The organism is Mycobacterium sp. MOTT36Y (assembly GCF_000262165.1).
GTDB classification, from domain to species: Bacteria; Actinomycetota; Actinomycetes; order Mycobacteriales; family Mycobacteriaceae; genus Mycobacterium; species Mycobacterium intracellulare.
On the sequence record NC_017904.1, the window covers coordinates 1,207,705 to 1,222,686 of the forward strand.

13 protein-coding genes are annotated in these 14,982 nt (G+C 69.5%); 11 read left to right on the forward strand and 2 right to left on the reverse strand.

What is annotated here, in order from left to right; all coding sequences use genetic code 11:
• The 5 genes from narH (at position 1) to W7S_RS05965 (ending at position 7,040) form a co-directional block, all read left to right on the forward strand.
• Positions 1-1,620, forward strand: a complete 1,620-nt coding sequence (gene narH, locus W7S_RS05945) for a nitrate reductase subunit beta (RefSeq protein ID WP_008254502.1) — start codon at positions 1-3, stop codon at positions 1,618-1,620.
• Positions 1,617-2,285 carry a nitrate reductase molybdenum cofactor assembly chaperone gene (narJ, locus tag W7S_RS05950; RefSeq protein WP_008254504.1) on the forward strand — a complete coding sequence of 223 codons (669 nt, stop codon included), beginning with the start codon at positions 1,617-1,619 and terminating at the stop codon, positions 2,283-2,285. Before narH ends, narJ begins: the two co-directional genes overlap by 4 nt.
• The gene (gene narI, locus W7S_RS05955) at positions 2,278-3,012 is read left to right on the forward strand and encodes a respiratory nitrate reductase subunit gamma (RefSeq protein ID WP_008254506.1); all 735 of its coding nucleotides are present in this window, start codon (positions 2,278-2,280) and stop codon (positions 3,010-3,012) included. Before narJ ends, narI begins: the two co-directional genes overlap by 8 nt.
• Positions 3,013-3,209: 197 nt before the next feature.
• A complete protein-coding gene (typA, locus tag W7S_RS05960; protein ID WP_008254509.1) occupies positions 3,210-5,099 on the forward strand; it encodes a translational GTPase TypA in 1,890 nt (629 codons plus the stop codon).
• Positions 5,100-5,144: 45 nt separating this feature from the next.
• A complete protein-coding gene (locus W7S_RS05965; protein ID WP_162143689.1) occupies positions 5,145-7,040 on the forward strand; it encodes an ABC transporter family substrate-binding protein in 1,896 nt (631 codons plus the stop codon).
• A 6-nt stretch (positions 7,041-7,046) separates the two neighbouring features.
• Here W7S_RS05965 and W7S_RS05970 read toward each other — a convergent pair whose 3' ends face one another.
• Positions 7,047-7,661 carry a TetR/AcrR family transcriptional regulator gene (locus tag W7S_RS05970; RefSeq protein WP_008254512.1) on the reverse strand — a complete coding sequence of 205 codons (615 nt, stop codon included), beginning with the start codon at positions 7,659-7,661 and terminating at the stop codon, positions 7,047-7,049.
• A 56-nt stretch (positions 7,662-7,717) separates the two neighbouring features.
• Here W7S_RS05970 and mshB point away from each other — a divergent pair, with 56 nt between their 5' ends.
• From mshB to W7S_RS05990, 4 genes are all read left to right on the forward strand, one after another.
• A complete protein-coding gene (gene mshB, locus W7S_RS05975) occupies positions 7,718-8,632 on the forward strand; it encodes an N-acetyl-1-D-myo-inositol-2-amino-2-deoxy-alpha-D-glucopyranoside deacetylase (protein ID WP_008254515.1) in 915 nt (304 codons plus the stop codon).
• Positions 8,633-8,724: 92 nt separating this feature from the next.
• Entirely contained in the window at positions 8,725-9,186 is a 462-nt protein-coding gene (locus W7S_RS05980; RefSeq protein ID WP_008254516.1) for a hypothetical protein, read from the forward strand.
• Between the two features lie 117 nt (positions 9,187-9,303).
• Positions 9,304-11,946, forward strand: coding sequence for a bifunctional FO biosynthesis protein CofGH (locus W7S_RS05985; RefSeq protein ID WP_014384042.1), 2,643 nt, complete (start codon positions 9,304-9,306; stop codon positions 11,944-11,946).
• Between the two features lie 38 nt (positions 11,947-11,984).
• Positions 11,985-12,749, forward strand: coding sequence for a maleylpyruvate isomerase N-terminal domain-containing protein (locus tag W7S_RS05990; protein WP_014941440.1), 765 nt, complete (start codon positions 11,985-11,987; stop codon positions 12,747-12,749).
• Positions 12,750-12,773: 24 nt separating this feature from the next.
• Here W7S_RS05990 and W7S_RS05995 read toward each other — a convergent pair whose 3' ends face one another.
• Positions 12,774-13,106, reverse strand: coding sequence for a hemophore-related protein (locus W7S_RS05995; RefSeq protein WP_008254522.1), 333 nt, complete (start codon positions 13,104-13,106; stop codon positions 12,774-12,776).
• A 373-nt stretch (positions 13,107-13,479) separates the two neighbouring features.
• Between W7S_RS05995 and fdxA the strand changes: the two genes are divergently transcribed.
• Both fdxA and dapC read left to right on the forward strand, forming a co-directional pair.
• Positions 13,480-13,806 (forward strand): ferredoxin, encoded by a 327-nt coding sequence (gene fdxA / locus W7S_RS06000; protein ID WP_007773662.1) that lies wholly within the window; start codon positions 13,480-13,482, stop codon positions 13,804-13,806.
• Positions 13,807-13,847: 41 nt separating this feature from the next.
• Positions 13,848-14,933 (forward strand): succinyldiaminopimelate transaminase, encoded by a 1,086-nt coding sequence (dapC, locus tag W7S_RS06005; RefSeq protein WP_008254535.1) that lies wholly within the window; start codon positions 13,848-13,850, stop codon positions 14,931-14,933.
• The last annotated feature ends 49 nt before the right edge of the window (positions 14,934-14,982 follow it).

Consider the following 14,982-nt stretch of genomic DNA (forward strand, 5'->3'; position numbering starts at 1 on the left):
ATGAAGGTCATGGCGCAGTTGGCGATGGTGATGAACCTCGACAAGTGCATCGGTTGCCACACCTGCTCGGTGACCTGCAAGCAGGCGTGGACCAACCGGTCCGGCACCGAATACGTGTGGTTCAACAACGTCGAAACCCGTCCCGGCCAAGGCTATCCGCGCACCTACGAGGACCAGGAGCGCTGGCGGGGCGGCTGGATTCGCGACAAGAAGGGCCGGCTGCGGCTGCGCGACGGCGGCCGCATCCAGAAGCTGCTGCGCATCTTCGCCAACCCGAAGCTGCCCGTCATCGGCGACTACTACGAACCGTGGACCTACGACTACGAGAACCTGACCACGGCTCCCGCGGGTGACACGTTCCCGACCGCCGCGCCCCGAAGCGCGATCAGCGGTGAGCCGATGAAGGTTTCGTGGGGGCCGAACTGGGATGACAACCTGGCCGGCTCGTCGGAGATCCTGGCCGGGGACCCGATCCTGAAGAAGGTCAACGAGGAGATCAAGCTCAAGCTCGAAGAGACCTTCATGTTCTACCTGCCCCGGATCTGCGAGCACTGCCTCAACCCCTCCTGTGTGGCGTCGTGCCCGTCGGGCGCGATGTACAAGCGCAGCGAGGACGGCATCGTGCTGGTGGACCAGGACCGCTGCCGCGGCTGGCGGATGTGCGTGTCCGGATGTCCTTACAAGAAGGTCTATTTCAACCACAAGACGGGCAAAGCCGAGAAGTGCACGCTGTGCTATCCGCGCATGGAGGTCGGCCTGCCGACGATCTGCTCGGAGACCTGCGTGGGCCGGCTGCGCTACCTCGGGGTGGTGCTCTACGACGCCGACCGGGTGCTGGAAGCGGCGTCGGTGGAAAAAGACACCGATCTCTATCGGGCGCAGTGCGAGATCCTGCTGGACCCTAACGATCCGAACGTCATCGCCGGTGCCCGGGCCGAGGGCATCCCCGACGAGTGGATCGAGGCCGCGCAGCGTTCCCCGATCTACGCGCTGATCCACACCTACCAGGTGGCGTTGCCGCTGCACCCGGAATACCGCACCATGCCGATGGTTTGGTACATCCCGCCGCTGTCGCCGGTGGTCGACGCGGTCAGCCGTGACGGGCACGACGGGGAGGACATCGGCAACCTGTTCGGCGCGCTGGACGCGCTGCGCATCCCGATGCAATATCTCGCCGAACTGTTCACCGCCGGCGACACCGCCGTCGTGGAAGGGGTGCTGCGGCGGCTGGCGGCGATGCGCTCCTACATGCGCGACATCAACCTCGGCCGCGACACCCAGCCGCACATCCCGCATTCGGTCGGCATGACCGAAGAGCAGATCTACGAGATGTACCGGCTGCTCGCCATCGCGAAATACGAAGAGCGCTACGTGATTCCGACGGCGTTCGCCCCGCAGGCCCGCGAGCTCGAGGAGATGGGCTGTTCGTTGACGGGCGAGGGCGGCCCGGGCATGTACGAATCCGAACCGATACCGGTGTCGGTGGAAACCTTCCACGCGCTCCAGCGCGGCGGCTCCGCGGAAGCAGAACCCGCTCACGCCCGGCCGCGGGTGAACCTGCTCAATTGGGACGGCGGCCAGGTGCCCGCGGGAATGTTCCCCGAGGAGCAGAAGCGGTGAGGTTGCTGTCCGCGCTCCGGGAGCGTTCCACCGGCCGGGCGATGCAGGACCGCCTGGTGTGGCAGGCGGCGTCGCTGCTGCTGGCCTATCCGGACGACGGGTTCACCGAACGCCTGGACGCCGTCGACGAAATCCTCGGCCACATCAGCGGTCCCGCGGCGACGCTCCTCGGGCAGACGGTCGCGGCGCTGCGTGCCCGTGAGCCGATGGCCGCGGCGATGGACTACGTCGCGACGTTCGATATGCGCCGGCGCGCCACCATGTATCTGACGTACTGGACCGCGGGGGACACCCGCAACCGCGGACGGGAGATGCTGGCGTTCGCCACCGCCTACCGCGAGGCGGGTGCGCAGCCACCGAGCGGCGAGGCGCCCGATCATCTGGCCGTGGTGCTCGAATTCGCCGCCACCGTCGACCCGGAGGCCGGACGGCGGCTGCTGACCCAGCACCGCGTGCCGATCGACGTGCTGCGCGGCGCCCTGGCCGACGCCGAGTCACCGTACGAGCCGGTCGTGGCGGCGATCTGCGAGACCCTGCCGGCGGCCACCGATCAGGAGGTGCGCCGCGCCGAGCGACTGGCGCAGGCCGGCCCGCCCGCCGAAGCCGTTGGGCTGCAACCGTTTACCTTGACCGTGCCACCCCGCAAAGGAACGCCAGGTGTTTAGCAACGTCCTGTTCTGGGATATCGCCCCGTACGTCACGCTGTCGGTCCTGATCGTCGGGACCTGGTGGCGCTACCGCTACGACAAGTTCGGCTGGACCTCACGGTCCTCGCAGATCTACGAGTCGCGACTGCTCAGCATCGCCAGCCCCATCTTCCATTTCGGCATCCTGGCGGTCTTCGCCGGACACGTGGTGGGGCTGTTCATCCCGCCGAAGGTCACGCAGCTGATGAAGATGAGCGACCACGTCTACCACATGCAGGCGGTCATCGCCGGCTCGATCGCCGGCGTCGCGACGCTCGTCGGGATCGGGCTACTCGTCTACCGGCGGTTCACCCGCCCCGCCGTGTCCATGGCCACCACCCGCAGCGACAAGGTGATGTATCTGGTGCTGGTGCTGGCGATCGTGGTGGGCCTGTACTGCGACCTGATCGGCACCGGCCCGCACGGCGGCGAATTCCACTACCGCTACACGGTCGGTTTGTGGTTCCGCCGGATCTGGATACTGCAGCCGCACGGCGAGGTGATGATCAACGCGCCGCTGGACTACCAGCTGCACGCGTTGATCGGCATGGTGCTGTTCACGCTGTGGCCGTTCACCCGGCTGGTGCACGTGTTCAGTGCCCCGGTCGTCTACCTGTTCCGGCCCTACATCGTCTATCGCAGCCGCGAGGCGACCGGCAAGGGCCAACAACTGGTGGGCACGGCGCCGCGCCGCCGGGGCTGGTAGCCGACGGCCAAGGCGCGCGCAGGCCCCGCCTCGCCGTTCGGTGTGCAACGTCGGCGCTGGTTGTGAAGCCACGCCGGCGACACGCCGATCCGTCGCGCCGCAAGCGCACACTCAACGCCGCTGACGCACACTCAAACGCCGCCGGCCGGCGACCTGCCAGTTCGCTTTGAAAGGCCCCCGCTGCCACAATCTCCGACGTGTCATTTCGCAACGTCGCCATCGTCGCCCACGTCGACCACGGCAAGACCACCCTGGTTGACGCGATGCTGCGGCAGTCGGGCGCGCTGCACCACCGCGGTGACGACACCCAGGAACGCATCATGGACAGCGGTGACCTCGAGAAGGAAAAGGGCATCACCATCCTGGCCAAGAACACCGCGGTACACCGTCATCACCCGGACGGCAGCGTCACGGTGATCAACGTGATCGACACCCCCGGCCACGCCGATTTCGGCGGGGAAGTCGAGCGCGGGCTGTCTATGGTGGACGGGGTGTTGCTGCTCGTCGACGCGTCCGAGGGCCCGTTGCCGCAGACGCGGTTCGTGCTGCGCAAGGCGTTGGCCGCCCACCTGCCGGTGATCCTGGTCGTCAACAAGACCGACCGGCCCGACGCGCGCATCGCCGAGGTCGTCGACGCCAGCCACGACCTGCTGCTCGACGTCGCGTCGGACCTGGACGACGAGGCCGCCGCGGCGGCCGAGCACGCCCTGGGCCTGCCGACGCTGTACGCGTCGGGGCGCGCGGGCATCGCCAGCACCGAGCAGCCCGCCGACGGCGAGGTGCCCGCCGGCGAGAACCTCGACCCGCTCTTCGACGTGCTGATGGAACACATCCCGGCGCCGTCGGGCGACCCCGAGGCCCCGCTGCAGGCGCTGGTCACCAACCTCGACGCGTCGGCGTTCCTCGGCCGGCTCGCCCTGATCCGCATCTACAACGGCAAGCTGCGCAAGGGCCAGCAGGTCGCCTGGATGCGCGAGGTCGACGGGCTGCCCGTCATCACCAGCGCCAAGATCACCGAGCTGCTGGCGACCGAAGGCGTCGAGCGCAGCGCCACCGACGAGGCCGTCGCCGGCGACATCGTCGCGGTGGCCGGGATTCCCGAGATCATGATCGGCGACACCCTGGCCGATCCCGACCACGCCCACGCGCTGCCGCGCATCACCGTCGACGAGCCCGCGATCTCGGTGACGATCGGCACCAACACCTCGCCGCTGGCGGGCAAGGTCTCCGGCCACAAGCTGACCGCGCGCATGGTCCGCGGCCGGCTGGACGCCGAGCTGGTCGGCAACGTGTCGATCCGCGTCGTCGACATCGACCGGCCCGACGCCTGGGAGGTGCAGGGCCGCGGCGAGCTCGCCCTGGCCGTGCTGGTCGAGCAGATGCGCCGGGAGGGCTTCGAACTCACGGTCGGCAAGCCGCAGGTGGTGACGCGCACGATCGACGGCAAGCTGCACGAGCCCTTCGAGGCGATGACGATCGACTGCCCCGACGAGTTCGTCGGCGCCATCACCCAGCTGATGGCCGCCCGCAAGGGCCGCATGGAGGAGATGACCAACCACGCGGCGGGCTGGGTCCGGATGGACTTCATCGTGCCCAGCCGCGGGCTGATCGGCTTCCGCACCGACTTCCTCACGCTGACCCGCGGCACCGGCATCGCCAACGCCGTGTTCGACGGGTACCGCCCCTGGGCGGGGGAGATCCGGGCCCGCCACACCGGGTCGCTGGTGTCCGACCGCGCGGGCACCATCACGCCGTTCGCGATGATCCAGCTCGCCGACCGGGGCCAGTTCTTCGTCGAGCCCGGCCAGGACACCTACGAGGGCATGGTCGTCGGAATCAATCCGCGCGCAGAGGATCTCGACATCAACGTCACCCGCGAGAAGAAGCTGACCAACATGCGGTCGTCCACCGCCGATGTCATCGAGACGTTGGCCAAGCCGCTCGAGCTCGACCTCGAACAGGCCATGGAATTCTGCGCGCAAGACGAATGCGTCGAGGTGACCCCGGAGATCGTGCGGGTGCGCAAGGTCGAGCTGGACGCCACCGCCCGAGCGCGCAGCCGGTCGCGCGCCAAGGCCCGGAGCTGACCTTCGGTGGTCGGCCGGGCCGCCGCGCGGCTGCTCGCTACCCTGATCAGCGTGCCGAGACGCGTCCGCCGCTTGATCATGGTGCTCGGCGGCCTCGTCTCGTTGGTCGGGCTGGTGGTTTCGGCGTGCACGGTCAATCCGCCGCCGGCGCCGCAGAGCACCGACACGCCGCACAACTCGGTGCCGCCGCCGCCCCGGGTCAGCGAGATCATCATGGGCATCGACTCGATCGGCGCGGGCTTCAATCCGCACCTGCTGTCCGACCTGTCCCCGGTGAACGCGGCGATCAGCGCGTTGGTGTTGCCCAGCGCCTTTCGGCCGGTTCCGGACACCGCCGCGCCCACGGGCTCGCGCTGGGAGATGGACCCGACGCTGTTGGTGTCCGCCGACGTGACCAGCCAGAACCCGTTCACGGTGACCTACAAGATCCGGCCGGAGGCGCAGTGGACCGACAACGCCCCGATTGCCGCCGACGACTTCTGGTACCTGTGGCGCCAGATGGTCAGCCAGCCCGGGGTCGTCGACCCGGCCGGGTATGACCTCATCACCGGCGTGCAGTCGCTGGAGGGCGGCAAGCAGGCGGTGGTGACCTTCGCCCAGCCGTATCCGGCGTGGAAGGAGTTGTTCAGCAACATCCTTCCGGCGCACATCGTCAAGGACGTGCCCGGCGGATTCGCGGCCGGGCTGGCCCGGGCCCTTCCGGTCACGGGCGGGCAGTTCCGGGTGGAGAGCATCGACCCGCAGCGCGACGAGATCCTGGTCGCCCGCAACGACCGTTACTGGGGGCCGCCGGCCAAACCCGCGCTCATCCTCTTCCGGCGCGCGGGGGCGCCCGCCGCCCTGGCCGACTCCGTGCGCAACGGCGACACCCAGGTGGCCCAGGTCCATGGCGGCTCGGCGGCCTTCGCGCAGCTGTCCGCCATTCCCGACGTCCGCACGGCCCGGATCGTGACGCCGCGGGTCATGCAGCTCACGCTGCGGGCCAACGAGCCCAAACTGTCTGACACGCAAGTCCGTAAGGCGATCCTGGGGTTGCTCGACGTCGACCTGCTCGCCGCCGTCGGCGCGGGCAGCGACAACACGGTCACGCTGGATCAGGCCCAGATCCGCGCGCCGAGCGACCCCGGCTACGAGCCGACCGCGCCGCCGGCGATGACGACGGCGGCCGCGCTGAGCCTGCTGCAGGGGGCCGGATACCGGGTCGAACCCAACACGTCGGCTTCCCCCGCGCCGACCCCGGCGAACACCGGGCCGCCCGAGGTCATCCGCGGCCGGATCAGCAAGGACGGCCAACAGCTGTCGCTGGCGATCGGGGTGGCGGCCAACGACCCGACCTCGGTGGCGGTCGCCAACACCGCCGCCGACCAGTTGCGCAACGTCGGCATCGCCGCGACCGTGCTGGCGCTGGACCCCGTCACCCTCTACCGCGACGCGCTGAACGACGGCCGCGTGGACGCGATCGTCGGCTGGCATCAGGCCGGCGGCAACCTGGCCACCCGGCTCGCCTCCCGCTACGGCTGTCCCGCGCTGCAATCGACCCAGGTCCCGTCCACCGGCGAGACGACGCCGGTCTCGTCCGCTCCCGCCGGGCCCCCGCCGTCGACCGGGCCAGGCACCACGACCGCGACACCGACGTCGGCGCCCCCACCCAGCCGCCCCGCGGATCCCAACGCCCTGGTGCAGGCGCCGTCGAACCTCACCGGCATCTGCGATCGCAGCGTCCAGTCGAACATCGACGCCGCCCTCAACGGCACCAAGAGCATCAACGACGTCATCACCGCCGTCGAACCGCGGCTGTGGAACATGTCCACGGTGCTGCCGATCCTGCAGGACACCACGATCGTCGCGGCCGGACCGAGCGTGCAGAACGTCAGCCTGTCCGGAGCGGTTCCGGTCGGCATCGTCGGCGACGCCGGCCAGTGGATCAAGACCGGGCCGTAACCGCCCTCAGTCGGCGGGCGGGCGCGACGCCCGCGGCGGGATCACGGTGTCGACGATGAGGGCCAGCTCGCGCCGGTTCGGCGGCGACCCGTTCAGCAGGAAGTGCTGGTTGATCAGCGCCGAGCCGATCCGGGCGGTCAGCGGCGTGATGGCCGTCGGATCGAGGTCGCCGTCGTCCACGGCGGCCTGCAGGATCGATTCGACGATTTGCAGGCGCGGGCGCACCACGGCATCGGCGAAGATGGCCCGCATCTCGGGTTCGTGCAGGAGCTGATGGATGACGTCCAAACTGGGGAAGGCGGTCTTTCCGGCCAGCAGGTCACGCTGGGCGGTGAACATCGCCAGCAGGTTCTCCCGGGCCGAGCGGCCGGACCGCAGCTCGGGCACCGGTGGCAGCGCGAAAACCAAAGCGGCGTGCACCAGCTCGCACTTGGTGTCCCAGCGCCGGTAGAGCGCGGCCTTGCCGGTGTGGGCGCGCGCCGCGATCCCCTCCATGGTCAGGCTCCCGTACCCGACTTCGGTCAGTTCGGCCAGGGTGGCCTCGTAGAGGGCGCGTTCGAGGACCTCGCCTCGCCGGCGGCTCCGGCTGCCGGTCCGGTCTGCGTCCGTGAGCTGAGGCATTTCTTGATAGTAGCCGTGCGCGTTCCTATCTGCTGCTTGTCGGTAGGGTGCCGACCATGCCTGAGACGCCGCGGCTGCTGTTCGTCCACGCACATCCCGACGACGAAAGCCTCGGCACCGGCGCCACCATCGCCCACTACGCCGCCCGCGGCGCCGACGTCCGCGTGGTCACCTGCACGCTCGGCGAGGAGGGCGAGGTGATCGGCGATCGGTGGGCCGAACTCGCCGTCGATCGCGCCGACCAGCTCGGCGGCTACCGGATTGGCGAATTGACCGCCGCGTTGCGGGCGCTCGGGGTCGGTGGACCCCGCTATCTCGGCGGCGCGGGCCGGTGGCGCGATTCGGGCATGCGCGGCACCCCCACGCGGCACCGGCAACGATTCATCGACGCCGACGAGCGCGAGACCGTCGGCGCGCTGGTGGCCCTGATCCGCGAGCAGCGCCCCCACGTCGTCGTCACCTACGACCCGGCCGGCGGCTATGGCCATCCCGATCACGTGCACGCGCACACGGTGACGACGGCGGCCGTAGCGGCGGCCGGCTCGTCGGGCGGCGCTGCCACGTTTCCCGGCGAGCCGTGGGCCGTGCCGAAGTTCTACTGGTCGGTCTTTTCCACCCGGGCGTTCGAGGCCGGCCTGGCCGCGCTGACGCCCGAGGATCTGCGGCCGGAGTGGTCGCTCCCGTCCGAAGAGGAGTTCACGTTCGGATACGACGACGGCGACATCGACGCCGTCGTCGAGACCGATGAGGATGCGCTGGCCGCCAAGCGGGCGGCGCTCGCGGCGCACGCCACCCAAGTGGTGGTCGGGCCCACCGGTCGCGCCTGCGCCCTGTCCAACAACGTGGCCCTGCCGATCGTGGGGGAGGAGCACTACGTCCTGGCCGCCGGCGACGCGGGGGAGCGCGACGGGCGTGGCTGGGAGACGGATCTGCTCGCAGGGCTCGATCTGACCGCGACCCGTACGCGGTAGGCTGCCAAACAGGCAGCCACGGAAGGAATTCGCATGGACCCCGACCTGGACCCTAATCAGCAGCACTGGCAGGACCGGCTCGACAGCCTGCAGTGGGTTATCGGCTCGATACTCTCCAACATCGACAGCGTTCCGACCTGACCGACACCCAGCCTCGCGTCGCGTCCGTCGAGGACGGCGGCGCCACAGACCCCGCGATCCGTTTCGTTGTCCTGTCCCTCCTGGCGGTCGATGGGGTTCTGTCCGCACTAGCCGGGGCCCTGCTGCTGCCTTTCTATATCGGGACGGTTCCGTTTCCCCTCAGCGGATTGATTTCCGGGCTGGTCAACGCGGCCCTGGTGTGGGCCGCGGGGCGGTGGACCCGGTCACCCCGGTTGGCGGCGCTGCCGCTGTGGACGTGGTTGCTGACGGTGGCGGTGATCAGCATGGGCGGACCGGCCGACGACGTCATCCTGGGTGGTCGCGGCCTGATGGCCTACGGGGCCCTGCTGCTGTTGGTGCTCGGCGTCGTGCCGCCGGTCTGGGTGCTGTGGCGGCGCGGCCGCGGCGGTTGATCTCGGCCTGTGGCGAGTGGACATTTCGGCCGGGATGTCGCCCGCTTGCGCCTACGGGCGTGGGTCTACTGTTGACTGTTGCCCATACGGGACCCGCCATGGGTGTCACGAATTCACATGTTGGGACGCACGGATGAAAATCGATCGTGGGGAAGTTACACCAAGGTGCTGTTGACTCCGGGCGAGGAGCCTACCGCTTTGCCTGATCCACCGATTCCGGCGAAGGCCAGTGCGTCGAGGGCCGACGCGTCGGCGCTGCGACGGGTATTGCGGCGGGCCCGAGATGGCGTTGCACTCAACGTCGACGAGGCGGCGCTCGCGATGACCGCGCGCGGCGCGGATCTGGCCGACCTGTGCGCGAGTGCGGCGCGGGTGCGCGACGCGGGCCTGGAGTCGGCCGGACGGCGCGGCCCCGGCGGCGGGCTGCCGATCACGTACTCCCGCAAGGTCTTTATCCCGGTCACCCATCTGTGCCGCGACACCTGTCATTACTGCACCTTCGTCACCGTGCCCGGCAAGCTGCGCGCCCAGGGCGCCGGCATGTACCTCGAACCCGACGAGATCCTCGACATCGCCCGCCGCGGCGGCGAACTCGGTTGCAAGGAAGCGCTATTCACGCTGGGGGATCGGCCGGAGGATCGGTGGCCGGAGGCGCGTGAGTGGCTCGGTCAACGGGGCTACGATTCGACGCTGTCCTACGTGCGGGCGATGGCGATCCGGGTGCTCGAGGAAACCGGGTTGTTGCCGCACTTGAACCCCGGCGTGATGAGTTGGTCGGAAATGGCCCGCCTCAAGCCGGTGGCGCCGTCGATGGGCATGATGCTCGAGACGACCTCGCGGCGGCTGTTCGAGACGAAAGGGCTTGCGCACTACGGCAGCCCGGACAAAGATCCGGCGGTCCGGTTGCGCGCCTTGACCGATGCGGGCCGGCTGTCGATTCCGTTCACCACCGGCCTGCTGGTCGGCATCGGCGAGACACTCGCCGAACGCGCCGACACCTTGCACGCGATCCGCAAGTCGCACAAGGAGTTCGGCCATGTGCAAGAGGTGATCGTGCAGAACTTCCGGGCCAAGGAACACACCGCCATGGCCGCGGTCCCCGACGCCGGCATCGAGGATTACCTGGCGACGGTGGCGGTGGCGCGGCTGGTGCTCGGCCCGGGGATGCGTATCCAGGCGCCGCCGAACCTGGTCTCGCGCGAGGAGTGCCTGGCGCTGGTCGGCGCCGGAGTCGACGACTGGGGCGGTGTCTCGCCGCTGACGCCCGACCACGTCAACCCGGAGCGGCCGTGGCCGGCCCTGGACGAATTGGCCGCCGTCACCGCCGAAGCCGGTTACGAGCTGGTCCAGCGGCTGACCGCGCAACCCAAATACGTGCAGGGCGGCGCGGCCTGGATCGACCCGCGGGTGTCCGGACACGTGGCGGCGCTGGCCGACCCGGCGACCGGCCTGGCCCGTGACGTCAACCCGGTCGGGTTGCCGTGGCAGGAGCCCGACGACGTCGGTTCGGTGGGCCGGGTCGACCTCAACGCGGCGATCGACAGCGAGGGCCGCAACACCGAAACCCGCAGCGATATCGACAGCGCGTTCGGCGACTGGGAATCGATCCGGGCGCACGTCCACGAGCTGGCCGCGCAGGGCGCCACAGCGCCAGAACGCCTGGACACCGACGTGCTTGCCGCGCTGCGCTCCGCGGAACGCGACCCCGCCGGGTGCAGCGACAACGAATACCTGTCACTGGCCACCGCCGACGGTCCCGCGCTGGAAGCGGTTGCCGCACTGGCGGATTCGTTACGCCGCGACACCGTCGGTGACGACGTGACGTTCGTGGTCAACCGCAACATCAACTTCACCAACATCTGCTACACCGGCTGCCGGTTCTGCGCGTTCGCGCAGCGCAAGGGCGACGCCGACGCGTATTCGCTGTCCACCGACGAGGTCGCCGACCGCGCCTGGGAGGCGCACGTCGAGGGCGCCACCGAGGTGTGCATGCAGGGCGGCATCGACCCCGAGCTGCCGGTCACCGGCTACGCCGACCTGGTCCGGGCCGTCAAGGCGCGGGTGCCGTCGATGCACGTGCACGCGTTCTCTCCGATGGAGATCGCCAACGGTGTGACCAAGAGCGGGTTGAGCGTTCGCGACTGGCTGACCAGCCTGCGCGAGGCGGGCCTGGACACCATCCCGGGCACCGCCGCCGAAATCCTGGACGACGAGGTGCGCTGGGTGCTGACCAAGGGCAAGTTGCCGACGTCGATGTGGATCGAGATCGTCACCACCGCGCACGAGGTCGGGCTGCGGTCGTCATCGACGATGATGTACGGCCACGTCGACAGCCCGCGCCACTGGGTGGGCCATCTCAACGTGCTGCGCGACATCCAGGACCGCACCGGCGGTTTCACCGAGTTCGTGCCGCTACCGTTCGTGCACCAGAGTTCGCCGCTGTATCTGGCCGGCGCGGCCCGGCCCGGACCCACCCATCGCGACAACCGAGCCGTACACGCGCTGGCGCGAATCATGTTGCACGGCCGCATCTCCCAGATCCAGACCAGCTGGGTCAAGCTCGGTGTCGAGCGCACGCAGGTGATGCTCAACGGCGGCGCCAACGACCTGGGCGGCACGCTGATGGAGGAAACCATCTCGCGCATGGCCGGTTCGGAACACGGGTCGGCCAAGACGGTCGCCGAGCTGACCGCGATCGCCGAGGGCATCGGGCGACCGGCGCGCCAGCGCACCACCGACTACACACCGTTGGCCGCCTGACCGCTTGCCGGGCGGGCGCGACGGGTATACCCGACACCGTGACGCGACGAGTTGACGACGACCGGTTCCCGGAGTGGCGGCCATTCGCGGATGCCGTGCAACGGCACGGCCCGGACGCCGGAACCTGGTGTGAGGCCTGGACGGTGCGCGACATCGTCGTCCATCAGGCCGGAAACGCCGAGGAACTCGCCCGGGTGCTCGGCGGCCACCTCGCCGGCCAGCCGGTGGCCACCCGCGGGTTCGAGGAGCGCGAGGGCCCGTTGCGCGCCTTGAACGACGCGGACCTGTGGGACGCGCTGCTGGACCGGATGGCCGCCCTCGGTGACGTCGCGGAGGCGGCCGAAGGGGTGCCCGCCGACACCGACGTCGCCTGGACCGGCCGCACCATGAAGGTGCCGTGGTTCGCCGAGCACATGCGCGAAGAGCTCGTCCTGCACAGCTGGGACATCACCGGCGACGAGCCCGCGGCCCAGGCGAGGCTGGCCGAACCGTGGATGACGACGCACAGCGTGCTCGCCGTTGGCAAGCCGCTGCTGGCCAAAGGCGCCAGACAGCTGGAGGTCGGCGAGCGGATCGACGCCCGGCTGCGGGCCGAGGGCACCGACGACATCGTTCTGACGGCCGGCGCGGATCAGGTCACCATCGGGTTCGCCGAGCCGGACGGCCCGGCGACCCTGGATACCGATGCGGCCGCGCGGGTGCTGCTGCTGTGGGGGCGCAGGCCCGCCGACCCGTCACGCATTCGCAGCCGCGTCGGACCGGAAACATTGGGACGCGTGCGCCGCCTGCTCGGCGGCTACTGAACCGCTTCGTGCGAAGCGATCGGCTCAGTAGTTGTTACAGGTGACCGCGACCTGGTTGATCGTGTTGTAGTACTTCTGCGCCGCCGGCATGGCCTGGATCTGCTGGGCCATCTGCTCGCGCTTGGGCGGCGGCGCTGCCAGGAAGTTGCGGATGTAGGACTGCGCCACGGGCGACGAGTTCAACTGCTGGGCAGCTGCCGGGTCGGTCGCGTTGAGCGCCGCAATCACCTGTCCGTAGTTACAGGTGGTGTTGATGATCGCGTCCGTGGGGTCGGCGGAAGCGATCCCGGCCGCGGCGGTCAACGCCACTGCCGCGCTGCCAACCGCAACGCCCAATTTGCTCAACGACACCCTCATGTGTGGACACCTTCCCCAGTTAATGCACCGCTCTTACGGCGAGAAAATCTGCCCAGCGGTTGCCGTCCTTCCGATGAGATTACCAGGCCCCGCGAGCGTGCTTGCAACGCAACAGATACCGAAGCCTACCCCGGGGCCGAGACTCTGCGCAGGTCAGCGCGTTGGTCGTAGTGTTCGCCCTTGGCGAAACGGGGGCCGCGTGCGGGCCCCGAGACTGTCAGTCTTAAATCGGTATTCCGACAGGCGCGCCAAATGGTTGACCTGTATCTGCAACGTCTAGTATCAGTAACCGAAAGCTTCACCGGAAGAGGACGGACGCGCCGGTGCGAGCTGAACAGCAGCCCACATTGAGTAGTACATGGAGGAGACGTCTGTGACGTACACGATCGCCGAACCCTGTGTCGACATCAAGGACAAGGCCTGTATCGAGGAGTGCCCGGTCGACTGCATCTACGAAGGCGCCCGGATGCTCTACATCCACCCCGACGAATGCGTCGACTGCGGCGCGTGCGAGCCGGTCTGCCCCGTCGAAGCGATCTACTACGAAGACGACGTGCCGGACCAGTGGAGCCAGTACACGCAGATCAACGCCGACTTCTTCGCCGAGCTGGGATCGCCCGGCGGCGCCGCCAAGGTCGGCATGACCGAGAACGACCCGCAGGTGGTCAAGGACCTGCCACCGCAGGGCGAAGGCGACTGAGCGACCCGGTGCCACACCAGCTCAAAAAGCGGCGGCCCGCCGTGTCGGCGTCCCTGCCGGAATTCCCCTGGGACACGCTGGCCGACGCGAAAGCGCGGGCCAGCGCCCACCCCGACGGGATCGTCGACCTCTCCGTCGGCACCCCGGTCGACCCGGTCGCCCCGGTCATCCAGGAGGCGCTGGCCGGGGCCGGCGCGGCGTCGGGGTATCCGGCCACCGCGGGCACCGCCCGGCTGCGCGAAGCGGCGGTCGCAGCCCTGGCCCGGCGGTTCGGTGTGACCGGGCTGGCCGAGGCCGACGTGCTGCCCGTGATCGGCAGCAAGGAGCTCATCGCCTGGCTGCCGACCTTGTTGGGCCTGGGCTCCGCGGACATGATCGTGGTGCCCGAGCTGGCATACCCGACCTATGACGTCGGTGCGCGGCTGGCCGGGGCGCGGGTGCTGCGCGCGGATTCGCTCACCCAGCTGGGCCCGCAATCGCCGGCGCTGTACTACCTGAACTCGCCGAGCAACCCGACCGGGCGGGTCCTGGGCGTCGACCACCTGCGCAAAGTCGTCGGATGGGCCCGCGACCGGGGTTGCCTGGTGGCCTCCGACGAGTGCTACCTCGGCTTGGGCTGGGACGCCCAACCGCTGTCGATCCTGCATCCGTCGGTCTGCGACGGCGACCACACCGGGCTGCTGGCGATCCATTCCCTGTCGAAGAGCTCGTCGCTGGCCGGGTACCGCGCCGGCTTCGTCGCCGGTGATTCCGACCTCGTCGCCGAGCTGCTCACCGTGCGCAAGCACGCCGGGATGATGGTGCCGAGGCCGGTGCAGGCCGCCATGGTGGCCGCCCTGCAGGACGACGGGCACGAGCTGCAACAGCGGCAGCGCTACGAGCGGCGCCGGGCCGCCCTGTTGCCGGCCCTGCGCGCGGCCGGCTTCGCGGTCGACTATTCCGAAGCCGGCCTCTATCTCTGGGTCACCCGCGGCGAGTCCTGTCACGACAGCGTCGCCTGGCTGGCGCAGCGCGGCATCTTGGTGGCCCCCGGGGAGTTCTACGGCCCGCGCGGCGCACAGCATGTGCGCGTTGCGCTGACGGCCAGCGACGAGCGGATCGCTGCCGCGGTGCGCCGACTCGCCTGACCGTCCGCCGTGCGCGCGCCGCCGCGGGCGGTCCGAACGTGCACAATGC